General features: G+C 55.9%; 28 protein-coding genes and 1 tRNA gene. 19 read left to right on the top strand and 10 right to left on the bottom strand.

Annotation, left to right across the window (positions count from 1 at the left end; genetic code table 11):
* Positions 1-17 precede the first annotated feature (17 nt).
* The 12 genes from trpC to HJD22_RS06370 all read left to right on the top strand — a co-directional run bounded on the left by trpC (position 18) and on the right by HJD22_RS06370 (position 9,710).
* Positions 18-827 carry an indole-3-glycerol phosphate synthase TrpC gene (gene trpC, locus HJD22_RS06425; RefSeq protein WP_208655099.1) on the top strand — a complete coding sequence of 270 codons (810 nt, stop codon included), beginning with the start codon at positions 18-20 and terminating at the stop codon, positions 825-827.
* A 306-nt stretch (positions 828-1,133) separates the two neighbouring features.
* Complete coding sequence (locus HJD22_RS06420; protein WP_208655100.1) at positions 1,134-1,562, top strand: fosfomycin resistance glutathione transferase; 429 nt, start codon at positions 1,134-1,136, stop codon at positions 1,560-1,562.
* A gap of 194 nt (positions 1,563-1,756) precedes the next feature.
* On the top strand, positions 1,757-2,389 hold the full coding sequence (locus HJD22_RS06415) for a hypothetical protein (protein WP_208655101.1): 633 nt from the start codon (positions 1,757-1,759) through the stop codon (positions 2,387-2,389).
* Between the two features lie 111 nt (positions 2,390-2,500).
* Positions 2,501-3,796: a DUF4365 domain-containing protein gene (locus tag HJD22_RS06410; protein WP_208655102.1), complete on the top strand. Its 1,296-nt coding sequence runs from the start codon at positions 2,501-2,503 to the stop codon at positions 3,794-3,796.
* A gap of 121 nt (positions 3,797-3,917) precedes the next feature.
* Complete coding sequence (locus HJD22_RS06405) at positions 3,918-4,682, top strand: DUF4145 domain-containing protein (RefSeq protein ID WP_208655103.1); 765 nt, start codon at positions 3,918-3,920, stop codon at positions 4,680-4,682.
* Between the two features lie 98 nt (positions 4,683-4,780).
* The gene (locus tag HJD22_RS06400) at positions 4,781-5,419 is read left to right on the top strand and encodes a super-infection exclusion protein B (RefSeq protein ID WP_208655104.1); all 639 of its coding nucleotides are present in this window, start codon (positions 4,781-4,783) and stop codon (positions 5,417-5,419) included.
* Between the two features lie 66 nt (positions 5,420-5,485).
* A complete protein-coding gene (locus HJD22_RS06395) occupies positions 5,486-6,034 on the top strand; it encodes a hypothetical protein (protein WP_208655105.1) in 549 nt (182 codons plus the stop codon).
* A 70-nt stretch (positions 6,035-6,104) separates the two neighbouring features.
* Positions 6,105-6,665 (top strand): dihydrofolate reductase family protein, encoded by a 561-nt coding sequence (locus tag HJD22_RS06390; RefSeq protein ID WP_208655106.1) that lies wholly within the window; start codon positions 6,105-6,107, stop codon positions 6,663-6,665.
* Between the two features lie 91 nt (positions 6,666-6,756).
* Entirely contained in the window at positions 6,757-7,266 is a 510-nt protein-coding gene (locus HJD22_RS06385) for a DUF4365 domain-containing protein (protein ID WP_208655107.1), read from the top strand.
* Positions 7,263-8,399, top strand: coding sequence for a hypothetical protein (locus HJD22_RS06380; protein WP_208655108.1), 1,137 nt, complete (start codon positions 7,263-7,265; stop codon positions 8,397-8,399). Before HJD22_RS06385 ends, HJD22_RS06380 begins: the two co-directional genes overlap by 4 nt.
* 77 nt (positions 8,400-8,476) lie before the next feature.
* On the top strand, positions 8,477-9,118 hold the full coding sequence (locus tag HJD22_RS06375) for a hypothetical protein (protein ID WP_208655109.1): 642 nt from the start codon (positions 8,477-8,479) through the stop codon (positions 9,116-9,118).
* A 103-nt stretch (positions 9,119-9,221) separates the two neighbouring features.
* Positions 9,222-9,710 carry a GNAT family N-acetyltransferase gene (locus HJD22_RS06370; protein ID WP_248730138.1) on the top strand — a complete coding sequence of 163 codons (489 nt, stop codon included), beginning with the start codon at positions 9,222-9,224 and terminating at the stop codon, positions 9,708-9,710.
* A 26-nt stretch (positions 9,711-9,736) separates the two neighbouring features.
* Here HJD22_RS06370 and HJD22_RS06365 read toward each other — a convergent pair.
* Both HJD22_RS06365 and HJD22_RS06360 read right to left on the bottom strand, forming a co-directional pair.
* A tRNA-Ser gene (locus HJD22_RS06365) sits at positions 9,737-9,826 on the bottom strand.
* 97 nt (positions 9,827-9,923) lie between these two features.
* Positions 9,924-11,633, bottom strand: a complete 1,710-nt coding sequence (locus HJD22_RS06360; RefSeq protein WP_208655957.1) for a potassium/proton antiporter — start codon at positions 11,631-11,633, stop codon at positions 9,924-9,926.
* A 197-nt stretch (positions 11,634-11,830) separates the two neighbouring features.
* Here HJD22_RS06360 and HJD22_RS06355 point away from each other — a divergent pair, with 197 nt between their 5' ends.
* Positions 11,831-13,012 carry an ABC transporter substrate-binding protein gene (locus HJD22_RS06355; RefSeq protein ID WP_208655959.1) on the top strand — a complete coding sequence of 394 codons (1,182 nt, stop codon included), beginning with the start codon at positions 11,831-11,833 and terminating at the stop codon, positions 13,010-13,012.
* A gap of 25 nt (positions 13,013-13,037) precedes the next feature.
* Here the strand turns inward: HJD22_RS06355 and HJD22_RS06350 are convergent, their stop codons facing one another.
* The 3 genes from HJD22_RS06350 to HJD22_RS06340 form a co-directional block, all read right to left on the bottom strand.
* Positions 13,038-13,829, bottom strand: coding sequence for an alpha/beta fold hydrolase (locus tag HJD22_RS06350; RefSeq protein ID WP_208655960.1), 792 nt, complete (start codon positions 13,827-13,829; stop codon positions 13,038-13,040).
* Positions 13,830-13,852: 23 nt separating this feature from the next.
* On the bottom strand, positions 13,853-14,539 hold the full coding sequence (locus HJD22_RS06345) for a 7-cyano-7-deazaguanine/7-aminomethyl-7-deazaguanine transporter (protein WP_208655961.1): 687 nt from the start codon (positions 14,537-14,539) through the stop codon (positions 13,853-13,855).
* A gap of 116 nt (positions 14,540-14,655) precedes the next feature.
* On the bottom strand, positions 14,656-16,566 hold the full coding sequence (locus HJD22_RS06340) for a propionyl-CoA synthetase (protein ID WP_208655963.1): 1,911 nt from the start codon (positions 16,564-16,566) through the stop codon (positions 14,656-14,658).
* A gap of 350 nt (positions 16,567-16,916) precedes the next feature.
* On the opposite strand from HJD22_RS06340, the gene HJD22_RS06335 reads away from it, so the two are divergent.
* Complete coding sequence (locus tag HJD22_RS06335) at positions 16,917-17,231, top strand: metalloregulator ArsR/SmtB family transcription factor (protein WP_208655964.1); 315 nt, start codon at positions 16,917-16,919, stop codon at positions 17,229-17,231.
* Between the two features lie 34 nt (positions 17,232-17,265).
* On the opposite strand, the gene sohB is transcribed toward HJD22_RS06335, so the two are convergent.
* Positions 17,266-18,312, bottom strand: a complete 1,047-nt coding sequence (sohB, locus tag HJD22_RS06330) for a protease SohB (protein WP_208655965.1) — start codon at positions 18,310-18,312, stop codon at positions 17,266-17,268.
* A 138-nt stretch (positions 18,313-18,450) separates the two neighbouring features.
* Between sohB and HJD22_RS06325 the strand changes: the two genes are divergently transcribed.
* Positions 18,451-18,762, top strand: coding sequence for an SCP2 sterol-binding domain-containing protein (locus tag HJD22_RS06325; RefSeq protein WP_208655967.1), 312 nt, complete (start codon positions 18,451-18,453; stop codon positions 18,760-18,762).
* A 61-nt stretch (positions 18,763-18,823) separates the two neighbouring features.
* On the opposite strand, the gene nudC is transcribed toward HJD22_RS06325, so the two are convergent.
* From nudC to HJD22_RS06305, 4 genes are read right to left on the bottom strand one after another with little or no spacing between them, the layout of a single operon-like run.
* A complete protein-coding gene (nudC, locus tag HJD22_RS06320; RefSeq protein ID WP_208655968.1) occupies positions 18,824-19,603 on the bottom strand; it encodes an NAD(+) diphosphatase in 780 nt (259 codons plus the stop codon).
* Positions 19,603-20,358, bottom strand: coding sequence for a DNA polymerase III subunit epsilon (gene dnaQ / locus HJD22_RS06315; protein WP_208655969.1), 756 nt, complete (start codon positions 20,356-20,358; stop codon positions 19,603-19,605). The genes nudC and dnaQ overlap by 1 nt, the downstream gene beginning before the upstream one ends.
* A 37-nt stretch (positions 20,359-20,395) precedes the next feature.
* Positions 20,396-20,854: a ribonuclease HI gene (gene rnhA, locus HJD22_RS06310; protein WP_208655970.1), complete on the bottom strand. Its 459-nt coding sequence runs from the start codon at positions 20,852-20,854 to the stop codon at positions 20,396-20,398.
* Positions 20,847-21,611: a methyltransferase domain-containing protein gene (locus HJD22_RS06305; protein WP_208655971.1), complete on the bottom strand. Its 765-nt coding sequence runs from the start codon at positions 21,609-21,611 to the stop codon at positions 20,847-20,849. Before HJD22_RS06305 ends, rnhA begins: the two co-directional genes overlap by 8 nt.
* Positions 21,612-21,781: 170 nt before the next feature.
* Between HJD22_RS06305 and gloB the strand changes: the two genes are divergently transcribed.
* From gloB to HJD22_RS06285, 4 genes are all read left to right on the top strand, one after another.
* Positions 21,782-22,549 carry a hydroxyacylglutathione hydrolase gene (gene gloB / locus HJD22_RS06300; protein WP_208655972.1) on the top strand — a complete coding sequence of 256 codons (768 nt, stop codon included), beginning with the start codon at positions 21,782-21,784 and terminating at the stop codon, positions 22,547-22,549.
* 40 nt (positions 22,550-22,589) lie between these two features.
* Positions 22,590-23,756, top strand: coding sequence for a transglycosylase SLT domain-containing protein (locus HJD22_RS06295; RefSeq protein ID WP_208655973.1), 1,167 nt, complete (start codon positions 22,590-22,592; stop codon positions 23,754-23,756).
* A gap of 211 nt (positions 23,757-23,967) precedes the next feature.
* Positions 23,968-25,752: an extracellular solute-binding protein gene (locus tag HJD22_RS06290; protein ID WP_248730137.1), complete on the top strand. Its 1,785-nt coding sequence runs from the start codon at positions 23,968-23,970 to the stop codon at positions 25,750-25,752.
* Between the two features lie 24 nt (positions 25,753-25,776).
* Positions 25,777-26,850, top strand: coding sequence for a microcin C ABC transporter permease YejB (locus HJD22_RS06285; protein WP_208655976.1), 1,074 nt, complete (start codon positions 25,777-25,779; stop codon positions 26,848-26,850).
* The last annotated feature ends 1 nt before the right edge of the window (position 26,851 follow it).

Here is a 26,851-nt window from a genome sequence, read left to right as displayed (position 1 = left end):
CGTACCGAGATATCACCATGAGCCCGACGCAGGACGCACCCCCTACCATCCTGACTCGCATTCTGGCCCGCAAGGATGAGGAAGTCGCCGAGCGGAAAACTGCCGTACCCGAGGCTGATCTGCTTATACTGGCTGAACGCCAGAGCGCACCGCGTGGTTTCATCGCCGCACTTAACCGGCGGATGGAAGTCGGCGATCCGGCATTGATCGCCGAGATCAAGAAGGCCTCTCCCTCACGAGGTTTGATAAGGGAGGATTTCCAGCCCGGTGAGATTGCCAGGCAGTATGCCGACGGCGGTGCGGCTTGTCTTTCGGTACTCACCGATGCCGATTTTTTTCAGGGACATGAGGATTTCCTGATCGAGGCCCGCGATGCCTGCGATTTGCCGGTGATCCGCAAGGATTTCATCACCCATGGCTACCAGGTCAGCGAGGCGCGTGCCATTGGCGCAGACTGCATCCTGCTGATCGCCGCTGCGCTGGACGATGCCAAGATGCGCGATCTCTATCAGCAGGCCGAAGGACTGGGCATGGACGTGCTGGTCGAGGTGCATGACGCCCTCGAGCTCGAGCGTGCGCTCGCCCTCGACCTGTCACTGGTGGGCATCAACAACCGCGATCTGCACACGTTCGAGACGCGCCTAGAGACGACATTCGAACTCTTGCCGCGAATCCCCCCCGGGGTGACAGTGGTCACCGAATCGGGGATCAATACCCGTGGCGACGTGCTGCGCATGCTTGAGCACGATGTCTATGGCTTCCTGGTCGGCGAAGCCTTCATGCGTGAAGAGGAGCCCGGTGAAGCGCTACGGCGACTGTTCTTCTGATCGTGTAGCCAGCAACCAAACAGTACCGACAACGGGCAGCCTAGGCTGCCCGTTGTGTTGCCAGTAAGCCATCACTTACCCCTCGCAAGCCGCTAACACCATAACCCTCCACAAAAGCCTGAACTGCGACGATAAGCGGTGCCTAATCCGCTTTGCTGGCAGGAAATATCCCCCTAGTATGAAACCCTATGCTCACTGAGACGGTTAGCCAGAACAGCACTATACGCACGGGACTTTTGCATAACACAAAAAGTAGTCTTGGGGCGGTAGCGTGGCAAAACGCTAAGTATGTGGGGGGAGAAGCGAGTGATCACCGGCATCAACCACGTCACCTTGGCCGTCAGCGACCTTGAGCGTGCATTCGCCTTCTACACCGAGGTGCTAGGCCTCATCCCCCTGGCGAAATGGCAGCGAGGCGCCTACCTGCAAGCCGGCGGCGACTGGATCTGCCTCTCGCTGGATGCCGAGACGCGAGACAGCCCCCACCCTGACTACACCCATCTCGCCTTTTCAGTACCAAGCCAAGCCTTCAACGACGTGGCAGACGCCATCCGTGCCAGCAACGCCACCATCTGGAAGCACAACCGCAGCGAAGGGGACTCCCTCTACTTCCTCGACCCGGATGGGCACAAGCTGGAGATCCACTCAGGCGATCTCAACAGCCGCCTGGCGGCCCTCAGGGAACGTCCCTACGAGGGGCTGGAGTGGTTTGTTCAACAGCAAAAGGATGATTGAAACCGGCAAATGCAGCGCGCTTGCGAATTCTGCATAGGCAGCCGAGCTATTCTTAATGGATTTTAAATCAATAGGTTAGGCTAAAGGCGGCGCGTTAGATAAGATTATTGAACGCGCAAGCGTGTTCATCCAATATTAGGACGTGCCGTCCAATCACTGTTAAATTTACATATTAAGAAAGGGAGAGTTTGTCAGTGTTTGAGGCAATTTTGGGTGGGGTTGTTGCAGTAGTGTTAAGCATGACCGCCAATGTTCTAACACCACATTTTCAGCGTTTTTTTGGCGTCAAACCAGTGACTGTGCCAGATGTTTCCGATCAGCCAGCTCCGGAACCCGAACCGGAAAATTTGGAAGAATGGAGAGCACAGAATCGTGCGCGGCTAGAAGTGCTGGTCGGGAAAGTATATTTTTATGGCTTTTCTTATTTAGCTATGTACATGGCCTTTTACATCTCTTTGGCGATTGATGGTGGGCTATTAAATCCAAGCATTAACTTGGCAGAGTCTAAATTGGCAATCGATTTTATTATCGATGAGAATAATCTATCAACGATTTGTGCAGTTTTTGGTGTTATCGCTTTTGCTCCATTTTGGAAACTGTCAAAGGTCATCGCAAGCTTGATTGCTTCAGTTGTCGTCAGATTTACCTTCGTAAATGATGTTAAGTTGCTAGCGTTCACAGTACTAGCGATGGTTTTTTGGGCGTTTTTTGTTGCTGGTAACGTCTCTTGGATTCTCAATCCTACGGCTACATGGTTTGGGTCAATTAAGCTATCGTTAATGCTTTGGCTATTATTATTTTTCTCAGCGCTTGCAAATAGAAGATAAATTTAACAAGTTGCTGCACGCGGAAAAATTACTCGCTGCGCTCCTAATTTTCCGGTGAGCAAAGCGTTAGCGCTTTATGCGGCCATAGATTTTCAATTCTGAGAGGATGCCTTGAGCGATAGGAAAGGTGGTAATCGCTCGCAACTCACTGGGGAGCGAGCAGAAACAAAAGTCCGGGATGTCTTGCTTGATGCTGAGCTCTTCTGTTCTAAGTATGAGCATGATCGAGGTGAGGATTTGCTCGTCGAGCTTGAGGGTTACATCGGGCAAGATGATATCGGCAGTGGCCCGAGAATCGGTTTGCTTCAAATTAAGGGGCATGAAACCGACGTCGAAACTTCCCCAAATGACGCCATTGTTAAGAGACGAATTGACCTTGATCACTTGCGCAGATGGGCGGCGATTCCACTCCCCGTTTTTATCGTGGCTGTGGAGCTTGTCGGCAATACCCCACAATTTTTTGCCCGCGCTGTCGACAAACTTATAGGGGATGTAGCCCCATCTGGACTTGCAGAGCTTGAGCAGGAGAAGATAACGATAACGGTTCCTCGAACAGATGACTTGCCTTCACTGTTGAAGACGGAAATAGCTGAATTTTATTCGCTTCATGCGTTTCAGCTTGCGGGCCTTTCGGAGAACGTGATTGCCAGAAATCACTACGAGCTTATTTCCGCAACTACCCCCTGTGTCCCTCCTCAGGCTAAGGTGTGGCTAAAGAATATACGAGTTTTGTGGAAAGGACCTTGGCGACCAGCTCACTTTTGGGCCACGCTTAATCATATTGCGGATCAGCTTCAAGAGAAAGAAGGCGGGCGTCGCACCCCTTTAAGGGCAACAGTTCATGTGTATCGCAGCTTGAAAGACGATCGAGACAATAACGCTATTGCCCACGTTTCTTGGCTTGAAGATAACCACGCTGCAACTGATGCACTCAAGGAACAAGTAAATTGGCCTAAAGCGGCACACTGGATGCGCTTCCAGTTTCATGGCAAATCGTCACTCGAAGAGTTGCCCGAGTCATTTGCTGTGGAAGAAGATGATGACTCGTTCATCTCGAAAGCGGAGAAAATATGGGTAGAACTTGATTCAATCTATTTAGAGGTGATTAATTCCTTAACAAAAGACCTTAGGTTGCCTGATAAAAAGCTAAAGCGGCTGGAAGCGCTACTTTATGATATTGAAGATAAAGCCATTCAAAAGCTTGGCCGACCATCGCCACAGCTTACCATGGTAGACAGAATGATCGACCAATATAGCTTTGTTCTGTCTGGTGTTTTCACTTGGCTCAAGGGAAAACATGATGTTCCTGAAGTGAGACGAAGGCGATGGCTTTCGCAGAATCTGGAAATGGCTCAGGGATTCTATCGAGCATACTACCCATTAACGAAGTTGCTTTTGGACCGGTAGGTGTAACCGGGAATTGCGCTAACCAGGCCAGGCACGGCGACGGCTTTTTCGTTGCGGCTTCGCCTTCACTGCAAAGCCGCGCGTGTTGGCGGCGTTATGCACTTAGTCACCACTGGAGTTAATGTTGGACAGAAAATTATATAAGCTGCCTTTCAGCAGGAATAATACGCCAGATTGGAGCTGCCCTACTTGCAACAAGGGTATCTTAAGGCTCAAGGAGAATACCTTCCATGTTGAAGAGCGAAGATGTTCTAGAGAAGCGCATTCTCATGAAGCATGGGAGCCTGAGTGGATCGAGTATGTTTATACTTGCATCCTTGTTTGTGCCAACGAAAAGTGCAAGGAAGTTGTCGTTAGTACAGGAACTGGTTCTGTCGACTGGGACATTGTTGAGGATGTGAATGGAGAGCCGGATCAAGTGTATTCTGACTTCTTTATTCCGAAATATTTTGAACCACATTTGCGTGTATTCAAGGTCCCTGAAGGCTGCCCAGAGACGGTGTCAGGTTTGCTGAACGAATCTTTCAAATTATTCTACTCTAGCCCAAATTCTGCTGCGAACAATGTCCGTGCCGCGATCGAAGAACTACTTACTGAGCTGAAAATAAAACGATTCAGTACGGCTAACGGGAAAAGGCGCTTCATAAACCTGCACCAACGAATTGGTCTCCTTCCAGCAAAGTACACACCATTCAAAGATATGATATTGGCGATCAAGTGGCTTGGGAATGCGGGCAGTCATGGAAATGCAGAAGTTACTATGGATGATGTAATGGATGCTTACGAGTTAACTCAGCACATTTTAGAAGAAATCTATGAGCCAAAAGCTAAAAAGTTGAAAGCCATAGCGAGAAAGGTTAACAAGAAGAAAGGTCCAGGAAAATAATGCATAACAATCGCAGGCACAGTGACGGCTTTTTCATTGCGGCTGCGCCTCCATTACAAAGCCGCACGTGCTGCGGGCGTTAGGCAGGTTTTTGTATTATGGAGTGGCTGTCAAAAATCGTTGATTTGGCAAAAATCCCGACCAAGTTTATCGGATCGGTCGCGGTGGTTTGCGCCATTGTCTTGTTGCTGCCTGAACCAGCACTTGAGAAGGTTGCTTTACTACAGATTAGAGAAGACTTCGGGCAGTATTTTGGCTTAGGTCTCCTAATTAGCTCATCGATACTGCTAATTGAGTTAGGAATCTGGGTACATCGTCGTGTTAGAGCATATTACGCTGGCCGATGGCTAAAACAACATATCCGAGAACACCTGAACGGATTAGACGTATCAGAGAAAGCGGTTTTACGAGAATTCTTTCTCGCTAGTGCGCGCACTATTAAGCTGCCTATTGAGCAACCAGCTGTATCGTCACTTATGAATGCTGGAGTTCTTGAGCAGAGTTCAACACTGGGATCTAGAACGACAGTTGGCTCTATCTTTTCTGTATCGCTGTCTGATGAAACCGAAGCCCACCTGAACCCAGAGCTTGTGGATATAGATCAGTTTGTTCTCCACACTGACGACGGAAAGTGGTATTTGAGTGAAGAAGGACAGCAGTGGGTCCTGAATAATAGACCGAGCTTCATGCACGAATTGCAACGCCATCTTGCAGTTATGGAGGGGCGGTTTTGGTGAAACTGCCTAACCAAGCCATTAAATTCGCTCCCTACGGTTGCCGGACGCTCGTTCCTCGAGCCGTTTATGGCGGGCGTTACATTCGGTAAGAGTATGGAAATAGAACTGGCATGGTCATCAATTTTCAAGATATTTGCAATGGGGTTCTTAACCTACGTCATTGCCCCTGTCTTACTGGTCATTCGTGATTCCGTTGTATGGTGGGCCATCTATAGATTTCTGTATACTGAAAAAGTCCGTGAAATTATGTCACAGTATTGTCTAGATAGAGCGTGGGTGGACCACGGCGGCATCACCCCGTTTCGGATATATGGTTCGGGTGAAGAGCAGAGATTCTATTTAGGAGAGAGAGAAGTTGAATGCAAGGTATTTTTCGATCAGAAAGAAGCATGGGAAAGGCTTTCAGCTCAAACTGCGCAACAAGGCGTATATCTTAAAAACATAGAGAAACGGATCGATAGATTGCTTAAACATTATAAGCAAGAGGATGGTAATCCTCTCCGAAATAATAGGGAGAGCTTGTATCAAGGCTTTAAAAAGTCCTTTATTGACGAGAGTTCGGAATGTAACAAGTCAAGTCAGAAGGACGCGCAGACAGCGGGCGCCTCTGCTTGAGGCGTTAGCCACTGCGAGTGACTCATAGCCAAGCGACTATCTAGGGTCGCCCAAGCCGGAGTAGATTTACATGGGACTTTTGACCTTCAGCCTCAACATCACTCTGGACGGTTGTGTTGACCACCAGGAGGGAATTGCCGACGACGAGACGCATGCCTTCTTCACCGGTCTAATGGACGAGTGCGGGGCGATGCTGTGGGGCCGTGTCACCTATGAGATGATGGAGAGCTACTGGCCAGCAGTTGCCCGCAGGGATGTGGAGGCACCGCCGGCAGTGCACGAGTGGGCGGTAAAGCTGGAGGTCAAGCCGAAGTACGTCGCTTCGAGGACGCGAACGGACTTTCGATGGACCAACAGCCACCACATCGCTGGCGATCTGCGTTCGGGCGTGCAAAAGCTCAAGGACGCAACCCCGGCTGGTGTGCTCGTCGGTAGCGGCAAGCTTGCAACTGAGCTGGATCGGCTGGACCTGATTGATGAGTACAAGTTTCTTATTCACCCAAGGATAGCTGGCCACGGTCCGACCCTGTACCAGAGCGGGCTGCCTAACACACGGCAGCTTGAGTTGGTTTCGGCGAAGCCGCTTAGTAACTGCGCAGTCTCCATGTACTACCGGCGCGTGCGCGGCTAACAATTTGCTGCACGCGGAAAAATTACTCGCTGCGCTCGCAATTTTCCGGTGAGCAAGGCGTTAGATATTTTAAAAAAGGAAGTTTGTGTCCATGCTCCCAGTTCAGACCATTGAAGAGCTAATTAGCGAATCCTACGTCAGTGCGATTGTCGCTCGGTCTGGCTTTGTTCCGAATTCGATTTCAAAGGACTTTGGTATTGATCTTGAAGTTCGCAATATCACTTCCTATGGAAACAAGCGTATTGATATGGGCGCATTTCTTTCGCTGCAGCTTAAAGCAAGCGTAAATTGGTCTCTGGAAGATGACTATGTTGTCTACGATATGGAAGCCGATGCATTCAACCGACTTGTTTTCAGGCGGGACCAGTCAGCTTTGCCATGTGCTTTGGTTTTGTGCTGTCTACCAGATGATAAATCTTTGTGGATGGCCGCGTGTGAAGACGAGTTGACCATAAAAAAATGCTGTTACTATTACTTCGTCGAAGGGCCTGAATCTCCCAACTCAAGCTCGAAGCGTATTAGAATACCTAGAGATCACTTGCTTACGCCAGAATCATTGCTGGGCCTTAAAGAAAAGCTACTCATGGGGGCTGTCTCATGATTCGCTCGGGCAATAATATTTTGGAGAATATAGATCGAGTCAGGTTGTTTGATCTAAAAAACTACCTTTATAGAAAGGGTTGGAAGCAATATGCAACCAACGGAAAAAAATGGCAGATCTTCAAGCTCGATGTGGATTCGGATCAATCGCTGGAGCTTATCCTGCCGGGCAGCGAATCATTTATCGATTTCAGAGAGCGCATTCAACAATCGATAGAAGCTCTTTCTCAGATTGAGGATAAGCCAGTATCTGAAATACTTTCAGGATTGATGGTTGAAAATGCTGATTCAGTGAAGCTGCGACTTCAAGTTCCTGATTCTGTCAGCTCGTTGCCTATTGATGACGCTTCTAAGCATATTAAGGCAATTAGAAATCTTTTTTTATATTCTGGCTGCTCTGAAATAAAAAGCTTTCCTCACTTTGAGCAGCCCTTACCAGCCGCTCAAGAGTATCTTGGCGACTTTAAATTTTGCCATACTTTCCGAGGAAGCTTTGGATTTGAAGTGTCTAGTCCAATTATTAATGAACAAGAGGATCGAGACCTATTTGAGCTGCCAGTAAATAGACGTATTGTTGAAAGGATAGCTAGGGGCCTCGTGGCTCTCGATAGTGCGGTTCGTAATGATGATCCCGATATCCTGATTTCCTCCTACGAAAGAGCACTAAATGCTCGTATGTGCGATGCATTAGCTCAAATTGGTCTTGGTGGAGAGCTAAATTTTGGCGTAGACATCGATTGGGCCACCATATTAGAACCGTCTGAGGATGTCGTTTCGTTCCGCAGCGTAACTGTAGGAGAAGCTCAAGTTAGCATGCTCAGCTATGCATCCGAAAAATTGAAGATTGTCGAGCCAACAGCGCAGCAAATATCTGGGCGAGTAGTTAATTTACATTGTGTTGCGAACCCCTCTGAGGGGAGTGCGAGACGGACAGTAGCTATTAAGGTCGATCATTCAGATCATGGCCTGATTGAGGTTCGTTTGGCACTTGGTCCTGACTCCTATTTGAGGGCTTTAAAAGCACATTCCGAGGGAAGGGAGTTGGTAGCGTCCGGTCAGTTACAAAGGAAAGGCAACACCTGGAGTTTGGACGCTATAACTTCGGTCCAAGAAGGCCAACAATCTAACAAGTGAATGAAGCCGACCAATTTTCCGCTTCCGCTCCAAATTGGCAGCTTATCCCAAAGCGTTAGCAAGGGTATAGTTAATTAATGGATAAACTAATCGACCACCTATCAAGTGAATGGGATGCGCTTTCACAGGCGCCGCTTGATTTCGTGATTTTTTCCGTGCTGGTTTTGATGGCTGCTTATGCTTTGGCTCGGTGGCGATACGGGTCTGTTGTCGAGCAGCTGCGTGCGACCAATGAGACTCTAAGAGAGAGAATTCACCTCAAAGATGAGCAAGTAGACCAGTACCGCTCTCGCGCACTGCAACTTGAAGATAAGCATATGGAAGTGGTGGATACTACAGAGGAAGCCCTGCGGGACAAGGCGCTAGGTGTGGTCCGAGGTATTCGAGATATCAAAGACAAATATCATTCGGCCTATGAGGAGGCTACTATCAATGTCAGTAGAGATCAGGAAGACCGACATGACGACGATGACGAACAACGGCAGCTGGGTGCTGCTGATCCTTTGATGCGGATTATGGGCATGGCTCTCGGTGAGTATTCGAGGGAGTATAAGGTCGATGCGATCCTGTTGAGGGATGAGCTAAGGACTAGGCTTTCCGAATATCAGCCCGACCCTATGACTCACGATATGCTTTATGAACATCCTACTAACTTTTTTGGATTGGAAGGGGTAGCAACAGACTTAGAACGTATGGCGAAGACGCTAACAAGTAAATGATGTGCGCGTTGGACTTCCCCACTCCAGTGGACACGCATCGATAACTGCTGGACTTACCCCGGTGCAGAGCTGAGCGTTATAATTTTTCGTTCGAGGCTATAGAATGATCGCCAGCAATGTAAAAACCTTCTTCCTAGAGATGAAGTCTTCAGATGAGCTCCATTCTAAGCCACTTCCTGAAATTCTGTCTGTTGTGGAATGCGAGGAGCCACAGTATCAGTTGAATAGGTTTTTATACCAGCTTGTTGGTGCCGATTGGGAATGGGGAGATCGCGATAGCTGGATTGATGATCAATGGCGGGAGCTAGTAGAAAGCGACTGTCATCGTACTTGGGTGGCCTATTACCGTGGGAGTATCGCTGGGTATTATGAGCTGTACCGGCCAGGTGGAGTCAATACCGAGATTCTTTACTTTGGCTTGGCCCCCGGTGCTATTGGCAAGGGCTTTGGTGGACCGCTTTTGAGCCATGCCATCAAGTCTGCATGGGATTGGTCCGGTACCCAGAGAGTGTGGGTTCACACTTGTACGTTGGACCACCCGAATGCATTGGCTAACTGTAAAGCTCCCGCTTTTAGTTGCACTGCTGATTAGAGTTTTCCAATTGGTTGTATTTCGCCTGGCGGAGGGACAGGGATTCGAACCCTGGAAGGGCTTTCACCCTTGCCGGTTTTCAAGACCGGTGCATTCAACCGCTCTGCCATCCCTCCGGCTCACGGCGAGAGATAATACCAGCTTCGCTGGATTCGTCAAGAGCCGGTTTGCGATCAAGGCGTTATCCATCTCGCTCATGGTCCGGCCGGGAGGTTATTGATAGAGACGCAGCCCCACCTTGGTCACCCGGTTACCCTCCATTTCGCTGACGACCCAGTGAATACCGTGCCAGCCTACGTCATCTCCTACCACCGGGTGCCCACCGACCCGCAGCGACACGAACTCACTCAATGTCATGCCTTGCTCTCCTGGGCTTAGCGTCAAGCCGTAGGCGGCAGCCACATCGCTCATAAAGGCGTCGCCCTCAAGCGTGAAGGTGCCAAAGAAAGCACGCTCATGCTTGAGCGTGGCATCGCCATTGAAGAGCCGGTTGAGTGCCGGCAGATCACCGGTACGGCCGATCACACAGAGCACGTCGCCCAATCGCAGCCGCGTACTGCCCTTCGGGTGCAACATCGAGTGCTGACGAAACAGTGCCGAGATCAAGGCACCGGAAGGAAAGCGCAGCAGGCGAATCGGCACATCGTCGAGCTCTTCATTAACTACCTGATAGACGAACATCTCATAATCGTTTTCCGGCAGGACACCCAACAGTCCTCGATGGTTCGGCGTCGCGCCGATCGGTACCTCGACCTTCATCAGGCGTGCCATCAGCGACAGCGTCCCGCCCTGCAGCAGCAGCGACATCAGCACTACCGCGAATGCCATGTTGAAGTAGAGGGAGGCATTTTCGACACCACCAATGACGGGAAAAATCGCCAGCACGATGGGAACCGCACCACGCAGCCCTACCCAGGAGATGAACCCGATCTCGCGCCAGCGGAACTTGAAGAAGGGCTTAATGGCTATGAACACGGCAAGCGGACGTGCCACGAAAATCAAGACCAGGCCTACCAGCAGTGCAGGCAGTGCATATTCCAGCAACTCACTTGGCGTCACCAGCAGCCCAAGCACTAGGAACAGGCCGATCTGGCTGAGCCAAGCCAACCCATCGTGGACGGGAAGAATAAAGTTGAGGTGACGTCCCGGCCGGTTGCCAATCATCAGTCCGGTCAGGTAGATCGCCAGGAAGCCGCTACCCCCCAGCATGCTGGTCAAGCCAAAGACGAAGAAACCCAAGGCCAGGGCCAGCAGCGAGTAGAGGCCAGGGGCCAGGTCGAGCATGCGAAGCAGCTTGGCGCTCAACCAGCCGGCGCCGACCCCGATCACCAGGGCCAAGCCGAACTGGCTGGCCAGAAAGAGAAACGTCTCCACGAAACCACCGATGTCTCCCACCAATAGCTCTACCAGCATGATGGTGAGAAAGATCGCCATGGGGTCGTTGGTGCCTGACTCGATCTCGAGCGTGGCACCCACGCGCTCGTTGAGATTGATGCCGCGTCCACCCAGCATCGAAAATACGGCAGCGGCATCGGTGGAGCCTACGATGGCACCCACCAGCAGGCCTTGGAACAGGCTTAAATCGAGAATCCACATGGCGAATAACCCGACCACACCACTGGTGATGAAAACGCCCAGCGTGGCAAGGGAGAGCGCCGGCCTGAAGCCAACGCGGAAAGTCTTCAAGCGGGTTCTCAAACCGCCATCAAGCAGGATCATTGCCAGAGCCAAATGACCGATGACGAACGCGGCACTGTAATCGTCGAATTGGATACCCAGCACGCCTTCCTCGCCGGCAAGCATGCCCAGCCCCAGGAAGATGATGAGCAGAGGTAGACCGAACAGAGTGGAGAGGCGACTTGCTAGAATGCTCAGAGCGATGAGAAAACCGCCGAGAAGAAAGAAGGTATTGAGGCTATCCATGGCAACCCGTAAAAAATGTGAAGATTGATTATGTCATAGCGCTCAAACCACGGCGATTAACCCTTTCGCTGGGTTCGCTGGGCGCCACGCATTACTCATACCACGATTAGGTGAATCCCTCTGCCAAGGCTACAATTGCTCCCCTTCGCTCGCGGGCCCGCTCGGTACTGCCCGGCGCTTGCTTCTGGAGATACGACATGTCGTGCATAGGTTCTCGCCTCGCCTGGCTCCCCCTGCTGGCGTTACTTATTCTCAGTTTGGCAGCCCCCTGGCTGGTTGCGCCCATCTCCAGCGAGGCGATCGCGGAGGCCACTGACGAGATGAGTCTAGAGTCCCAGCCTGCGTTGCCAGCCAGTCAGCGCGACCCCATTCCCCAAGTCGAGGCGCCCTTCTGGCAAAAACGTTCTCCTAAAGAGCACGCAGGAGCTCTAAGCGAAGCGCCATTCGTGCCATCGGTGACCCTACGCGAGCCGGAGCCGATCGCACCGCCGCCATTAAGCGAGCTGCATATCGTTCTCGACTGGTATCTCAGCCCCCAGCATGCCTCTCTACTGATCGCTCGCAAGCTCGGCTACTTCGAAAAGCAGGGGCTGAACGTTCGCATTACCGTACCAGCAGACCCCAGCGTGCCGACAAAGTTGCTGGCCGCCTCACGGATCGACCTCGCACTGGGTCGGCAACCGCAGTTGCACATGCAGGTTGATCAGGGACTTCCTCTCATACGCGTTGCCACCCTGATAGGCAGACCGCTTGTGATGCTTACGGTTCGTCAGGACAGTGATATCGAGACGCCGGCACAGCTCGAGGGACGGAGCATCGGTTATGCCGTGGACGATACCAATGCCATCCTAGAAGCGATGTTGTCTCAATTCGACTTCTCTCTGGGCAATATCACGCTGCATAACCTCAACTTCGCCTTGAGCCAGGCCTTGGTGCAACAGCATGTCGATGCGGTCATCGCCCCCATGCGCCACACCCTCCCCTTGCAACTGGAAGAAGAGGGCATCGTGTCGCGCAGTTTCTTGGCGGAGGAGCATGGCTATCCTCTACACGACGGTCTGATAATGATGGCCAATCGTGACCATCTGGCGACCAAACGCAGTGAAATACAGCGGCTGCTCGTGGCACTGGAAGAGGCCAACCTGTGGATGCTCAACCATCCGGACGACGCGTGGAGGAGATTGGTAGATGCCGAGCCCGGCCTCGATACCACGGTCAATCGTCGCGCTTGGCGAGAGACGCTGTCACTCTTGGCCCAGCGCCCCTCGGCACTTGAGGCTCGCCGCTACGAAACGCTCGATGCCTATCTTCATGAACACGGACACATCGCATCGCGCAGCCCCGTCGAGCGCCTGGCAGTCGATCTGCACTCACGCTGAAATGGCGCCATCGGCGCTAGCGCAGCTACTTCGACACCTCGGCTTCAAGCGTCTCGAGAAAGCCATTGACCGCCGACTGGAATGCCTCGGGCTGTTCCGAGTGGAGCCAGTGCCCGGCGTCCAGCGTCACGATCCTGGCCGCCGGCATGACCTCACGCACCTGGGGCAGGAAATCGTCACGTACATAGTTCGAACGTCCGCCGCGCAGAACCAGGCTGGCCCCCTCATAAGGACGATCTCCCTCGGGCAGACCGCGTATCTCCTCGTAACCGGCCATGATCTCATCGAGGCCGACGCGCCATTGCATGACGCCATCCTCTCGTTTTACCAGATTGGTCGCCAGGAACAGTCGAATGGGTTTCTCCTCGACATACTCGGCCAACAGGGCATCGGCATCGCGGCGGTTGGTGGGTGCAATGGCCTCCACATGTCGCAGCCCGCCAAATATCTCGTCATGGCCATGGCGGTAGGTAACCGGTGCAATATCGGCAACGATCAATGAAGCGACTCGTTCAGGCGTCTGACGCGCCAATGTCATGGCAACCTTGCCGCCCATGGAGTGGCCGAGCAGATGGCATGTCGTTATCTCGAGTCTATCGAGCAGCGCCAGGACATCTCCGGCCATCTCGGCATAGCGCATACCCGCAGCATGCGGCGAGCGGCCATGGTTGCGCAGATCGACGGCCACGACCCGCCGCCGCTGTTGCCACTGTTTGATATGCGAGCGCCAATTGTCGGCACTGCCCAGCAAGCCGTGGATCACGACGAGCGGGACGCCCTCGTCTCCGCTCTCCAAGTGGTGAAGCTCGAGCGCCATGAGCGCCTCCAGATCAGTGTGTGTTAGCGATCCCCGCCCACCGCCAGGCCGGGCTTCAGGTCCTGCTGTCCCGTCCACCCCACCAGCCGGCGCGACAGCCATCCGAGCAGCAAGCCATACATCGGCAAGAAGAATAGCAGGCTGATTCCCAGCTTGATGACGTAATCGACCCAAGCGATCTCCAACCAGTTGGCCGCCATGAACGGGTCGGGGCTGGCATAGAAAGCGATCGAGAAGAACGCAAAAGTGTCGGCAAGGTTGCCAAAGACCGTCGACACGGCCGGCGCCACCCACCAGGCACGCATGCTGCGCAGCCGGGCAAAGATGTGGATATCGAGCAGTTGTCCCAAGACATAAGCCATGAAGCTTGCCAGGGCAATGCGAGCCACGAAAAGATTCCACTCCCCTAACGCTTCAAGCCCAGCGAACCCTCCACGGGGAAACACCACCGACACCACGTAAGAGATTGCCAATGCGGGCAGCATCACACGTGCAATGATCGCTCTGGCCGTGTGCTTGCCGAACAACCGGACGGTAAGGTCGGTTGCCAGAAAGATGAAGGGAAAGCTGAACGCCCCCCAGGTGGTATGAAAACCGAACAGCGTAAAGGGGAGCTGGACGAGATAGTTGCTGGCAGCAATCACAGCGATGTGAAATGCCACCAGTGCCATCAGGCAACGGCTTGCCTGACGGGGAGTGAGGACGAACATAGCGAGCCTTTTTTCATGCGAGGGGTGAGGGAACCCTCTGCCAACGGTAGACGCCACGCATCGTGGCGTCAGCAGCCCGCTATGATAACGCGTTGATCGCCAGCTGGCACTAGCCGCTAGAGAGGACGCGCCTGGGCGGCAAGCCCCAGATCGCGCTGGCACATGGCCTCATGGACATCCTCGAGACTGGCGGGGTCATCGATGGTCGAGGGGATGCCGTACTCTTTGCCATCGGCAATGGTACGCAGCAGCTTGCGCAGAATCTTGCCGGAGCGCGTCTTGGGCAAGCGCGGCACCACCAGAACCTCGCGAAAGCAAGCAATCGCTCCAATCTGCTCACGGACCAAGGCAATCAGCGCTTTCTCCAGCGCATCCTCATCGCCATCGAAACCATCCTTGGGGATGACCAACCCCACGGGCACCTGTCCTTTCAGTGCATCGTGAATGCCGATCACCGCACACTCCGCCACGGCAGGATGCGCGCCTACCACTTCCTCCATCTCGCCGGTGGAGAGACGATGACCGGCGACGTTGATCACGTCATCGGTACGCCCCATGATGAAAAGATACCCCTCGCGGTCGAAGTAACCTCCATCCCCGGTCAGGTAGTAGCCGGGAAAGGCGGCCATATAGGCGCTGTGAAATCGCTTGGCATCACGCCAGATGCCCGCCAGGCATCCGGGGGGCATGGGTTCGCGTATCACTACGCTCCCCTGCTCACCGGCAGCGGCCGGCTCGCCGTCACGGTTGAGGACCTCGACCATGAATCCAGGTACCGGATAGGTGGCCGATCCTGCCTTGGCAGGCACTGGCTCAAGCCCCTGAAGATTGGCAGCGATCGGCCAGCCAGTCTCGGTTTGCCACCAGTGATCGACCACCGGTACGTCGAGCAGGCCCTCGAGCCAATGGAAGGTGGGTGGATCGAGACGCTCGCCAGCCAAAAAAAGCGCACGCAGAGACGAGATATCGTACTTCTCGAGCCATTTGCCGTCCGGATCCTCCTTCTTGATAGCGCGAAACGCCGTAGGCGCGGTGAAGAAGGCCTTGACCTGGTACTCCTCGATCAGGCGCCAGAAGGCACCGGCATCCGGCGTCTTGACCGGCTTGCCTTCGTATACCACCGTAGTGCATCCGTACAGCAAGGGGGCATAGACGATATAGGAGTGCCCCACCACCCAGCCGACATCCGAGGCAGAGAAGAATACCTCACCTGGCGACATGCCATAGATGGTCTCCATCGAGTAATGCAGGGCGACGGCGTGTCCGCCGTTGTCGCGGATCACTCCCTTGGGTTTGCCGGTGGTGCCTGAGGTATAGAGAATGTAGAGCGGATCGGTGGCCTTGACCGGCACGCACTCGGCCGGTACGGCGCCGGCCACCAGTGACAGCCAATCATGGTCCAATTCACCCAGTGTCGCAGGCATCATGTCACGCTGGAGAATCATGCATGCGCTTGGCTGATGACGGCTGAGCGTTAGCGCCTCGTCGAGTATCGGCTTGTATGGCACGAGACGCTCGACCTCGACGCCACAAGAGGCGGCCAGGATGACCTTTGGCTCAGCATCCTCGATGCGTACCGCAAGCTCATGCGGGGCAAAGCCGCCAAACACCATCGAATGCACCGCCCCCAATCGGGCACAGGCATACATGGCCATCAGCGCCTCGGGCACCATGGGCATATAGATGATAATGCGATCGCCCCGGCCTACGCCCAGGTCCATCAGCGTTCCCGCCAGCCTGGCCACCTCATCGCGCATCTGCCGATAGGTCAGACGGCGTTTAGCGCCTGTCACGGGGGAGTCCCAAATGACAGCGTCCTGCTCGCCTCTTCCCTGATCGATTTGATAATCCAGCGCCGCATGGCAGGTATTCATTTCGCCATCCACGAACCAGCGGGCATGGCCATGTTCGTCATGCTCCAATATCTGCGAAGGGGGCGTGAACCAGGGGATACGCTCAGCCTGCAGCGCCCAGAATGCCGCTGGCGCTTCCTGGGAGTGACGATAGATATCGTGATAACGACTCATAGCGGTTACTCGTGACGAACTCAGGGTCGAGGCGTTTGGCTCGGATAACACTCGATTCTAGAGAAAGTATGCGAAATTACCTTCCTACCATTGGATAGAGCAGGACTAAAGTCGACCGTATGGTGACCTCCTCCTCAACTTATTCTCTTATATTACTGGTCAAAACTTCATGCCATTGACCAATCGTTAAATCACTGTCTGACAAGGGGTGGCAAACTTATTGAAGCTTTACTAAATGAATAGGGACTACAATGGAATACAACTCGCAAGAGGTCATGCGTTAATTCGATTAATTATCATTTCGCTATTAACTGCAGGCCCTGCCGTTAAGGATATTAGGGAGCTTTGCCATGAGTACTCACCACGCCGCCCAATTCCTGGACGCCGGAGACAGTACGCTAAAGGAGGCCACGGCGTTATTGAAAGCCATGGCCAATGAAAACCGCCTTCGAATCCTGTGTCTGCTCGACGAATCGGAGCTTTCGGTCACTGAACTCAATACCAAGCTCAGCCTGAGCCAGTCGGCTCTGTCTCAGCACCTGGCAATCCTGCGCCGGGAAGGGATGGTCGCCACCCGACGCGCATCACAAACGATCTACTACTCGCTCCAGGGCGAGCAAGCACGACAACTGATCGCCACCTTGATGAAGCTCTATCCACCCTGAGATGCCACCAACCCTAGGCCACCCTCATGCAGGTTTAACGCCGCAGCCAGCGCGTGGCATCCAGTGCCTCCAAGGTTCGCTCCACCGCGCGCTCAACGCCATGAGAGACGGCCACGCCAAGCCGCTCTCCAAACGACCTGCGGGACTCCAGCTTCACCTTGATTACCCTGGCCGTCTTCATGCGCTCCAGAAGATACCCCTCGCAGGTGCCGATCTGATCCGCCAGGCCGTTATCGATGGCCTGGCTGCCGTACCAGATCTCCCCAGTCGAGACTGCCTCGATATCCACTCCCGGCCGGCGCTCGGCCACGAACGTCTTGAACAAATGGTGGGTATTTTCGAGATTCTCGCTGAACTTCTCGCGCCCCTCCTCGGTATTTTCACCGAAGACGGTCAAGGTTCGCTTGTAGCGTCCCGCGGTCATGATCTCCACATCGATATCATGCCGCTTGAGCAGCCGGTTGACGTTGGGCAACTGCGCTACGACGCCGATCGACCCCAGCACGGCGAAGGGAGCCACCTGGATGCGATTGGCGCAGCAGGCCATCATGTAGCCGCCACTTGCCGCCACCTTATCCACGCACACGGTCAGCGTCAGCCCGGCGTGGCGCAGCCGATCCAGCTGCGCCGACGCGAGGCCATAGGCATGTACCAGACCACCGGCCGACTCCAACTGGAGAACCACTTCATCGCCCTGCTCCGCCGCCCCCAGTAATGCCGATATCTCCTCACCGAGCCGTGTCGTGGCCGAGGCGCGTAGATCGCCCTGGAACTCGAGTACCCAGACATTGGGCTGGCTCACCGCCTCATGCTCGTCGCCCTTGGCCGCCTTGAGCCGCTGCTTGTCTTCACGACGGTAGGCTTTCATCGCCCCCTTGCGGTGCGCCGACGCCATTCCCTCCAGCCGCACGCGACGATGACGTTTGCGATAGCGCTCGTTGAGATCTTCAAGCAACAGCTGAGTCCGCTCTCCCGCCCCGCTCCGACGACGGCTCACCAGAGCCACTACCAGCCCCACCCCTGCCACCAGGGTCAGTACCTGCAGCAAAAACATGCCATAATGGCTCAGCCACTCGCTCACAAGGCTCTCCTTGTTTATTGAGATGATCGTCGAGGCTCACCGGGTTGCCTCAAACGTCCGTTTGAAATAACCTCACTCATGCCACGCTCCATCTCGTGGTCAAGTTTTCCTTCTCTTCTTCTGCTATAGGATCGCGATATGGCCAATCCCATCATCGACAAGCTGCAAAACCGTTTCGACGCCGACGCCGCCAAGGGCATGGACGAGGTCTTTCAGTTCATCTTCACCGATGCCGACAACTACTACCTGGTGGTGAAGGATGGCATTCTGAATGTGCAGGAGGGCGAGCACGACGATCCTTCCGTCACGCTGAGCATGACCACCGACACGCTCAAGGGCGTAATGAATGGCGAAATCAACGGGATGACGGCCTTCATGACAGGCAAGTTGAAAGCGACCGGCAATGTGATGCTGGCTACCAAGCTGACCAGCCTGTTTCCGAATCGCTGATGCACTGACCGCTGTCTCCCCCTTGGCAGCGGTATTTCCCCCTTAGACCCAGCACCCTTTGTCAACGCCCATCTCGCGACACGGCCTGGAGGTGCGACTCGATCAGCGCCCGCGAGATCGAGTAAGGTGGCGGCAGTTGCGGTAGCTGACGTGGCGAGAACCAGGCCGCATCGGCGATCTCCTTCTCGTCGATACGAATGCGGCGACTCGCCGCCTCGGCGAAGAAGCCCAGCATCAGCGAATGGGGAAATGGCCAAGCCTGGCTTCGGTAGTAACTGATGCGCCCCACCTGCACTCCGACTTCTTCGAACACCTCCCGACGTACCGCCTCCTCCGCCGCTTCACCCGGCTCGATGAATCCGGCAAGCGTCGAGTAGCGGCCTGGCGGAAAGCGTGGACTACGCGCCAGCAACATGGCATCGCCATGGGTGACCAAGGTGATGATGCAGGGTGAGATTCGCGGGTAGTTTCGATGGCCACAGGCATCACAATGCATTGCGAATTCATGATCGAGGCGTATCGCCTGCGCACCACAGCGTCCACAGAAACGGTGATCGCGCCACCAATGGCCTAGCTGAAGCACCGTGGAGAGCAGCGGATAGTGCGACTCAGGCAGGCGCGCTAGCCATTCACGGCCGTCAGGCCAGTGCTTGCTCTCCTCACTCGCCTCGAGGCTCACCGCGATCGGCTCATCATGCCAGTAGCCCAGCGGCAAGGCCTCATCCGGCCACGCTTGCGGGGCATGCCACAAAAGCCCTTCCGGTGACGGCGCAATGCGGCCATCGGCCAGACGAATCAGATAGCCATGGCGCGTATCGAGGGGGAGATCACGCCTCAGCATCAGTGCACCTCACTGCCGCCCTCCAGGGCGGATAGCTCATCCCACCGGCACTGGCCGGCGGAAGCGCGAATCTGGGCCAGCTTGACTTGATGAGCGGCCAGTTCGTCGGCAGAAGGGACGATGACAGCCAACCGCGGCCGTGACGGGTCGAGCCTGTGAATGCCCGTGCGTCCGGCATCGCTCGTCTGCGTGGCGGCATTAGCGTCAAGCGAGAGGGCCGTCTGGCCGCCGGTCATCGCCAGATAGACCTCGGCGAGGATCTCGGCATCGAGCAAGGCGCCGTGCAGTACACGGTGGCCATTGTCGATGTCGTAGCGCTTGCATAGGGCATCCAGACTATTGCGCTGCCCCGGGTGCTTGTCACGTGCCAGCTTCAAGGTATCGAGAACGCGGCAATGGCTCGCCACCGGCCCCAGTCTAGGCTCTCCCCGCCGGTTGTTGAGCATGCTGAGTTCGTGATCGATGAAACCCACATCGAAGGCCGCATTGTGGATTACCAGCTCTGCTCCTTCGATGAAAGTCCAGAATTCGTCGGCGATGATATCAAATTGCGGCTCGTTGGCGACACGCTCATTGGTGATGCCATGTACGCCGATCGCCTCCGCCTCGATTTCACGCTGCGGATTGATGTATTGATGGTATGTCCTGCCGGTAAACCGGCGATTGACCATCTCCACTGCCCCTATCTCGATCAGGCGGTGGCCTTCCTTGGGATCGATGCCGGTGGTTTCCGTATCGAGTACGATCTGTCGCATGAGTGTCTCGCTTGATTATCCGTCGCGCGATGCCCTTTCAGGTCAACGCGGCCGCTTCATCGATCGCTTCGTTGGCCAACTGGTCAGCACGCTCGTTGCCCGGGTGGCCGCTGTGGCCCTTGACCCAATGCCACTCGACCCGGTGGCGTTGCGTCTCGGCCAGCAGTTCGCGCCACAACTCCGCATTCTTGACCGGCTGCTTGGTCGCGGTTTTCCAGCCGCGCTTCTGCCAATTGTGAATCCACTCGGTAATGCCTTTGCGCAGATATTGCGAGTCGGTCCACAATGCGACCTGGCACTCCCGCTTGAGCTCGCGCAGCGCCATGATGGCTGCCATCAGCTCCATGCGATTGTTGGTCGTGACCACTTCATGGCCCTTGAGCGCCTTTTCGTGCTGACCACTGATCAGCACCGCTCCCCATCCCCCGGGGCCGGGATTACCGCGGCAGGCACCATCGGTATACACGGTCACGTATGGTATTACGGTGTCAGTCACCTTCGGTCACCCTATCGGTTTTTCGTCCAAGCCTCGTTGCCTGCCCACCCAGCGAAGCGCCACCCAGCGCTGAAGAACGAAGCGAAAGTTTAGGACGCTGTATTCGGGCCAACTGGGAACGCCGCCTGGCACGTATCATGAAAGTATCGCCAAATGGCAAGTTGTAGCGCCTGCCCAAGGTCTCGAGCGTTGCGTTGCGTGGCAGCGTGCCTGGCAGATGAAAGCCGCAGTAGTCTACCCGCTCGATCTCGAAGTCGACAAATGCCAGCCAGTCCCTAAGGCTACCCGGCGTTCGCCAGTGCCCCCGCCAGGGAAGATGGGGCCGACGACTCGGCCATAGCCTTCCCCATCCCGAAACACCAAGCGGCTCCCAGCCAAAGATGATCAGTCGACCACTATCGGCTGTCACCCGGGCAGCTTCCTGGAGTACCTGATGTGGCCTGGACAGCACCTCGAGCAGGTGATGAATGACCACCAGTTGCAGCGTTTCATCCGGCAGAGGCAGGCTATCAGGACGACAGATCAGCGTGGAGGAATGTTCGGCGAGCTCACGCGTGGGCGCCCAACGCAACGGATGGCGAATGGGCGACATGTCGCATAGCCTCGGCCCAAAACCCAGCTCGAGGCTATGCAAGCCGAAAAGCGATTCGCACACCGGGCCCAGGCAGGCTCGCTCGGCCTGCCAGTGGGCCTGGCCATCGGCCGAAGCCCAATACTCCCGGCCCTCCTGCACCAGTCTCGCCAGTGATATCGTCATATCCGAATTTGACACAGCGTGGCCAAGCCTCCAAAGTACGCTTTCTTCGTGACCATCCATGCCCAAGTTGCGCTTTTAATAGCCAGAATATCAACACATTACACGACTACGACTTGGGCTTCCTATGGTGTTAAGTCAGTGGCATTAGACCTGAACCAAGGATCGTAACCATGCTGAGTGTGATACCGATCGCCGCCTTCAATGACAATTATATCTGGCTGCTACGACAGGATGGTTCTAACCGAGTAGCCGTCGTCGATCCCGGCGATGCCGCCCCCGTCATCAAGCAAATCGAGCAGGACTCCCTCATCCTCGACAGCATACTCGTCACGCATCATCACCACGATCATACCGGTGGTCTGGATGAGTTGATACGCCGTTATTCCCCATATGTCATCGGACCGGAAAACCCCGCCATCAAGGGCATCGATACACGAGTCGGCGATGGCGACGAATGCACGCTACTGGGGAGACGTTTTGAGGTAATGGCGGTCCCCGGTCACACCCTTGACCATATCGCCTTCTACACTACAGGCATTCCTGCGCTCCTGTTTAGTGGTGACACCCTCTTCTCGGGCGGTTGCGGCAGGCTGTTCGAGGGATCGCCCGAGCAGATGTACGACTCGCTCTCACGTATCGCCGCCTTGCCTGACGATACACTGGTCTTCGCCGCCCACGAATATACCGCAGCCAACCTGCGCTTCGCCAAGGCCGTCGAGCCCGACAACCGTTTGCTGGATCGTCATATCGACCAGTGCCACCAGAACCTCGAGCAGGGGCGCCCCACGCTTCCCGCCGAGCTGGCACGCGAGCGGCAGATCAACCCCTTCCTCCGCTGCGATCATGTCGCCGTGCAGGCCTCCGCCAGTCAGCATGGTGACAGCGACTCACCGCTGGCGACGTTCGCCACGCTGCGCGCCTGGAAGGATCGATTCTAATGGGTTCGATCAGTACGCGTATCTCAAAGGAAACGACATCATGATTCATCTGGCTTCGCGCCGCCTGGTAACGCTCCTGGCGGGCGCCCTGCTGTGTCTGAGCTTTGGGCAGCTGGCCACCGCTCAAGGCCACCCCGTCCAGAACGAACGCTCAATCCACGCCACGGAGCGCTACTTCTATTTCTGGCACGCCGTGCTGCTCGAACCGCGAAGCGCCGCAGACGCATGGGCAAGGCTTCGCGAGAGCTTCCAGTGGCAGGACAAGCGTTACCACAGCAGAGTGCAGGAGTGGATCGACCGTTACCGCGCCAACCCGCATAACATCGTTGCCATCACCGAACGCGCTCGTCCCTGGCTTTACTGGATCACGGAACAGCTCGATGCCCGTGGTCTTCCTGGAGAAATCGCGCTGCTGCCTTTCGTCGAGAGCTCCTTCGATCCCTATGCCCGCAGTTCGAGGGGGGCATCTGGACTGTGGCAGTTCATGCCAGGCACCAGCGATGCGCTGGGTCTGGCGCGTAACGGGGTTTACGACGGCCGCATGGATGTGCTCGCCTCCACCCAGGCCGCACTCGACTATATCGAGCAGCAGGCCCGGCAGTGGTATGAGGGGGATCTGTTTCTCTCTCTGGCCGCTTACAACGCTGGCGCCGGCACGGTCAACAAGGCCAGGCAAGTCGCCAGTAGCCAGGGCGAACCGGACGATTACTGGCACCTGAGGCTACCGCGGGAAACCATGAACTACCTCCCCAAGCTGCTGGCCATCGCGGCGATCATCGACGATCCCGAAGCCCATGACATTGCCTTGCCGGATATTGAGGATGCCCCGGGCTTTGCCAAGATCAACATCTATCAACCGATCGATCTGACCGAGGCGGCAACGCTGGCCAACCTCGATCGCGAGGAACTCGAAGCGCTCAACCCCGGCCTGCTCAACGGCAGCATCTCTCCCGAGTACAGCTCGGTGCTGCTGGTGCCCTCCGATAGCGAGGAGTTGTTGATGGCGCAACTCGACAGCATGGAACCCATGATATCGTCCACCGGCTGGGAGTCCTATGTGGTCGCCCAGGGCGATAGCCTCTCCTCGATTGCCTCGCGCTTCGGCGCCTCGGTCGACCTCATTCGTCAGCACAATGGCCTGGCGGGCGACACCATCCGCACCGGCCAGGTGCTCGAGGTGCCGCAGCGTACCCTGGCGGCCAATTGAGGCCGCCACTGCTGTGTTGAATAGATCAACTGCGCTGGTGGTTTACAAGCGACTGCCCTCCTGACACCGTAATGGATAGACTAGCGAATCGTATCGCCATGCCCCGGCACCCCACGTGCCTGACATGACCAAGGATGCCCCGATGTCTATCGCGCTTTACCGGTTTCCCAAGGCCTTTTGCTGCGCTGCCCTTCTGCTCGGCTCCCTCGCCATGGGTGCAGGGCAGACGGCCGAGTCCGAAGAGGTGCCGACGGTGCACGGCCTGTCGCTTTATGACGAGCCAGCGCTGCCCGCCGATTTCCCGCACTTTCCTTACGTCAACCCCGATGCGCCGAAGGGGGGGAGCATGACCCGTGCGGCGGTGGGCAGCAGCTTCGACTCGATCAACCCGTTCATCATCCGCGGCACGCCGGCGATCGGCATCTCTCATATCTACGACACCCTGCTCGCCGACAATCCCGATGAGCCCTTCAGCGTTTACGGCCTGCTTGCCTCGGGCATCCGCCTCGACCCCGAGCGCTACTGGATCGAATTCGATCTGCGCCCCGAGGCGCGCTTTCATGATGGCGAGCCCGTCACTGCCCGCGACGTGGTCTTCAGCTTCAACCTGCTGATCGACGAGGGAAACCCCTTCTATAGTGGCTATTATGCCGATGTCGAAGGAGTAGAAGCGCTCGATGAACATACCGTGCGCTTCACCTTCAGCAATGCCAGCTCGCGGGAACTGCCCTTGATCGTCGGCCAGCTGCCGGTCCTGCCCATGCACTACTGGCAAGAACGCGACTTCAGCGCTCCGACACTGGCGAGACACCCCGGCTCTGGCCCCTACCGCATCGCCAATGTACAGCCCGGGCGCAGCATCACCTACTCGCGCGATGAGGCGTATTGGGGTCGCGACCTGCCCGTCAATAAAGGTCGCTATAACATCGACCGGCTGGTCTATGACTATTATCGAGACCGCGACATCGCCTGGGAGGCCTTCAAGGCCGGAGTGATGGATTACCGCACCGATGCCCGTGCCGCCACCTGGGCCATCGGTTACGACTTCCCGGCCTACCGTGACGGCCTGGTCAAACGCATTACCGTCCCCGACGGCCAGCCAGCCACCATGCAGGCCTTCGTACTCAACCTGCGCCGTGAGAAATTCAGCGATCCTCGGGTACGCGAGGCGCTGGAACTCACCTTCGATTTTCCCTGGCTCAATGCCAACATGTTCTACGGCACCTATGCGCGTACGGAAAGCTTCTTCCAGAATTCCGAGATGGCTGCCGAAGGCTTGCCGAGCGAGGAGGAGCTTGCCTTGCTCAAGCCGTTTCGCGACATTCTCCCCGAGCGACTCTTCAGCCAGGGCCTGCCCATCGACCACCCCCAAGACCTTCGTGAACGTCTGCGACTAGCACTTACGCTGCTGCGCGAGGCGGGCTATGAGGTGCGCGACGGTATGCTCGTCCATGGCGAGACGGGCCGGCCACTGAGCTTCGAGGTGATGCTCTTCGATAGCGGCCTTGAGCGCGTCGTGCAGCCCATGCTTCGCAACATGGCACGCCTTGGCATTCAGTCCTCGATCCGTATCGTCGACATCAACCAGTACCTCAACCGGCTGCGCAGCTTCGACTTCGACATCGTCACCGGTCAGTTTCCGCAATCCAACAATCCAGGTAACGAGCAACGCGGCTTCTGGACAAGCGAATTCGCCAATACGCCGCAGAGCCGCAACCTGATGGGACTGAGCACCCCTGCCGTGGATGCACTGGTCGAGCGACTGATCCGTGCCGACAGTCGCGACGAGCTCAACTCCGTCGCCCAGGCACTGGACCGTGTGCTGCGCTGGGGGTTCTACATGATTCCCCACTACCACTCCGGGGAGACGCGCATCGCGGTCTGGGACAAGTTCGGCTATCCCGAGCCGTTTCCGGCCTATGGACTGGACCTGGACGCCTGGTGGGTCGATGCCGAACATGAAGCCGAGATAAACCGCCGGCTGCGTCGCCGCTGAATCCAATTCCTGAGGTAACTCATCTTGGCCAGTTATGTTCTGCGTCGTCTACTGCTGATGATTCCGACCCTGCTCGGCATCATGCTGCTCAATTTCATCATCGTGCAGGCCGCGCCAGGCGGACCCATCGACCAGATGCTCGCACGTTTCGAGGGCATGGACGCCATGGCCAGCACACGTCTCGATGTGGGTGGCGCCGATGTGGTGACGCGTGACGAGTCACGCGGCTCGCGGGGTGTCGAGCCGCGTTTCATCGAAGCCCTCGAGGAGCAGTTCGGCTTCGATCAGCCGGCGCATGTACGTTTCCTGACCATGCTGCGCGATTATGCCACCTTCGATTTCGGCAACAGCTTCTTCCGTGACCGACCGGTGATCGAGCTGATGATCGAGCGATTGCCGGTCTCGGTCTCGCTAGGGCTCTGGACCACGCTGCTGGTCTACCTGATCTCCATTCCGCTGGGCATCCGCAAGGCACTGCGCCACGGTTCGCGCTTCGATGTCTGGACCTCGGGGCTGGTGATCGTCGGCTACGCGATACCCGGCTTTCTGTTCGCCATCATGCTCATCGTGCTGTTCGCGGGCGGTAGCTACTGGGATCTGTTTCCGCTGCGCGGACTGACCTCGCCGGATTTTGGGGAACTCTCGACCTGGGACAAGATCAAGGACTACTTCTGGCATATCACCCTGCCGGTCGTCGCCATGACCATCGGCAGCTTCGCCACCCTGACCATGCTGACCAAGAACAGCTTTCTCGACGAGATACACAAGCAGTACGTGCTGACCGCACGCGCCAAGGGGGCAAGCGACCGTGTCGTCCTGTATGGACACGTCTTCCGCAATGCCATGCTGATCATCATTGCCGGCATGCCTGGCGCCCTGGTGAGCATCTTCTTCACCGGTTCGCTGTTGATCGAAGTGATCTTCTCCCTCGAGGGTCTTGGCTTGCTCGGCTTCGAAGCAGTCATGCAGCGCGACTACCCGGTCATCTTCGGCACGCTGTTCCTGTATACACTGATCGGCCTGATTCTGAAGCTGGTTTCCGACCTGACCTATGTGTGGGTGGATCCACGCATCGATTTCGAAACCCGGGAGTCTTGAG

Origin of the sequence: Halomonas sp. TA22, from assembly GCF_013009075.1 — a bacterium.
GTDB lineage: Bacteria > Pseudomonadota > Gammaproteobacteria > Pseudomonadales > Halomonadaceae > TA22.
This window is presented reverse-complemented; position numbering and strand designations above follow the sequence as displayed.

What these genes read in the sequence shown, in the direction of transcription:
- trpC (WP_208655099.1), top strand. Translation starts at nt 18, where the DNA reads ATGAGCCCGACGCAGGACGCACCCCCTACCATCCTGACTCGCATTCTG.
- HJD22_RS06405 (WP_208655103.1), top strand. Translation starts at nt 3,918, where the DNA reads ATGTTGGACAGAAAATTATATAAGCTGCCTTTCAGCAGGAATAATACG.
- HJD22_RS06400 (WP_208655104.1), top strand. Translation starts at nt 4,781, where the DNA reads ATGGAGTGGCTGTCAAAAATCGTTGATTTGGCAAAAATCCCGACCAAG.
- HJD22_RS06395 (WP_208655105.1), top strand. Translation starts at nt 5,486, where the DNA reads ATGGCGGGCGTTACATTCGGTAAGAGTATGGAAATAGAACTGGCATGG.
- HJD22_RS06390 (WP_208655106.1), top strand. Translation starts at nt 6,105, where the DNA reads ATGGGACTTTTGACCTTCAGCCTCAACATCACTCTGGACGGTTGTGTT.
- HJD22_RS06385 (WP_208655107.1), top strand. Translation starts at nt 6,757, where the DNA reads ATGCTCCCAGTTCAGACCATTGAAGAGCTAATTAGCGAATCCTACGTC.
- HJD22_RS06380 (WP_208655108.1), top strand. Translation starts at nt 7,263, where the DNA reads ATGATTCGCTCGGGCAATAATATTTTGGAGAATATAGATCGAGTCAGG.
- HJD22_RS06375 (WP_208655109.1), top strand. Translation starts at nt 8,477, where the DNA reads ATGGATAAACTAATCGACCACCTATCAAGTGAATGGGATGCGCTTTCA.
- HJD22_RS06370 (WP_248730138.1), top strand. Translation starts at nt 9,222, where the DNA reads ATGATCGCCAGCAATGTAAAAACCTTCTTCCTAGAGATGAAGTCTTCA.
- HJD22_RS06360 (WP_208655957.1), bottom strand. Translation starts at nt 11,633, where the DNA reads ATGGATAGCCTCAATACCTTCTTTCTTCTCGGCGGTTTTCTCATCGCT.
- HJD22_RS06355 (WP_208655959.1), top strand. Translation starts at nt 11,831, where the DNA reads ATGTCGTGCATAGGTTCTCGCCTCGCCTGGCTCCCCCTGCTGGCGTTA.
- HJD22_RS06350 (WP_208655960.1), bottom strand. Translation starts at nt 13,829, where the DNA reads ATGGCGCTCGAGCTTCACCACTTGGAGAGCGGAGACGAGGGCGTCCCG.
- HJD22_RS06345 (WP_208655961.1), bottom strand. Translation starts at nt 14,539, where the DNA reads ATGTTCGTCCTCACTCCCCGTCAGGCAAGCCGTTGCCTGATGGCACTG.
- HJD22_RS06340 (WP_208655963.1), bottom strand. Translation starts at nt 16,566, where the DNA reads ATGAGTCGTTATCACGATATCTATCGTCACTCCCAGGAAGCGCCAGCG.
- HJD22_RS06335 (WP_208655964.1), top strand. Translation starts at nt 16,917, where the DNA reads ATGAGTACTCACCACGCCGCCCAATTCCTGGACGCCGGAGACAGTACG.
- HJD22_RS06325 (WP_208655967.1), top strand. Translation starts at nt 18,451, where the DNA reads ATGGCCAATCCCATCATCGACAAGCTGCAAAACCGTTTCGACGCCGAC.
- nudC (WP_208655968.1), bottom strand. Translation starts at nt 19,603, where the DNA reads ATGCTGAGGCGTGATCTCCCCCTCGATACGCGCCATGGCTATCTGATT.
- dnaQ (WP_208655969.1), bottom strand. Translation starts at nt 20,358, where the DNA reads ATGCGACAGATCGTACTCGATACGGAAACCACCGGCATCGATCCCAAG.
- HJD22_RS06305 (WP_208655971.1), bottom strand. Translation starts at nt 21,611, where the DNA reads ATGACGATATCACTGGCGAGACTGGTGCAGGAGGGCCGGGAGTATTGG.
- gloB (WP_208655972.1), top strand. Translation starts at nt 21,782, where the DNA reads ATGCTGAGTGTGATACCGATCGCCGCCTTCAATGACAATTATATCTGG.
- HJD22_RS06295 (WP_208655973.1), top strand. Translation starts at nt 22,590, where the DNA reads ATGATTCATCTGGCTTCGCGCCGCCTGGTAACGCTCCTGGCGGGCGCC.
- HJD22_RS06290 (WP_248730137.1), top strand. Translation starts at nt 23,968, where the DNA reads ATGGGTGCAGGGCAGACGGCCGAGTCCGAAGAGGTGCCGACGGTGCAC.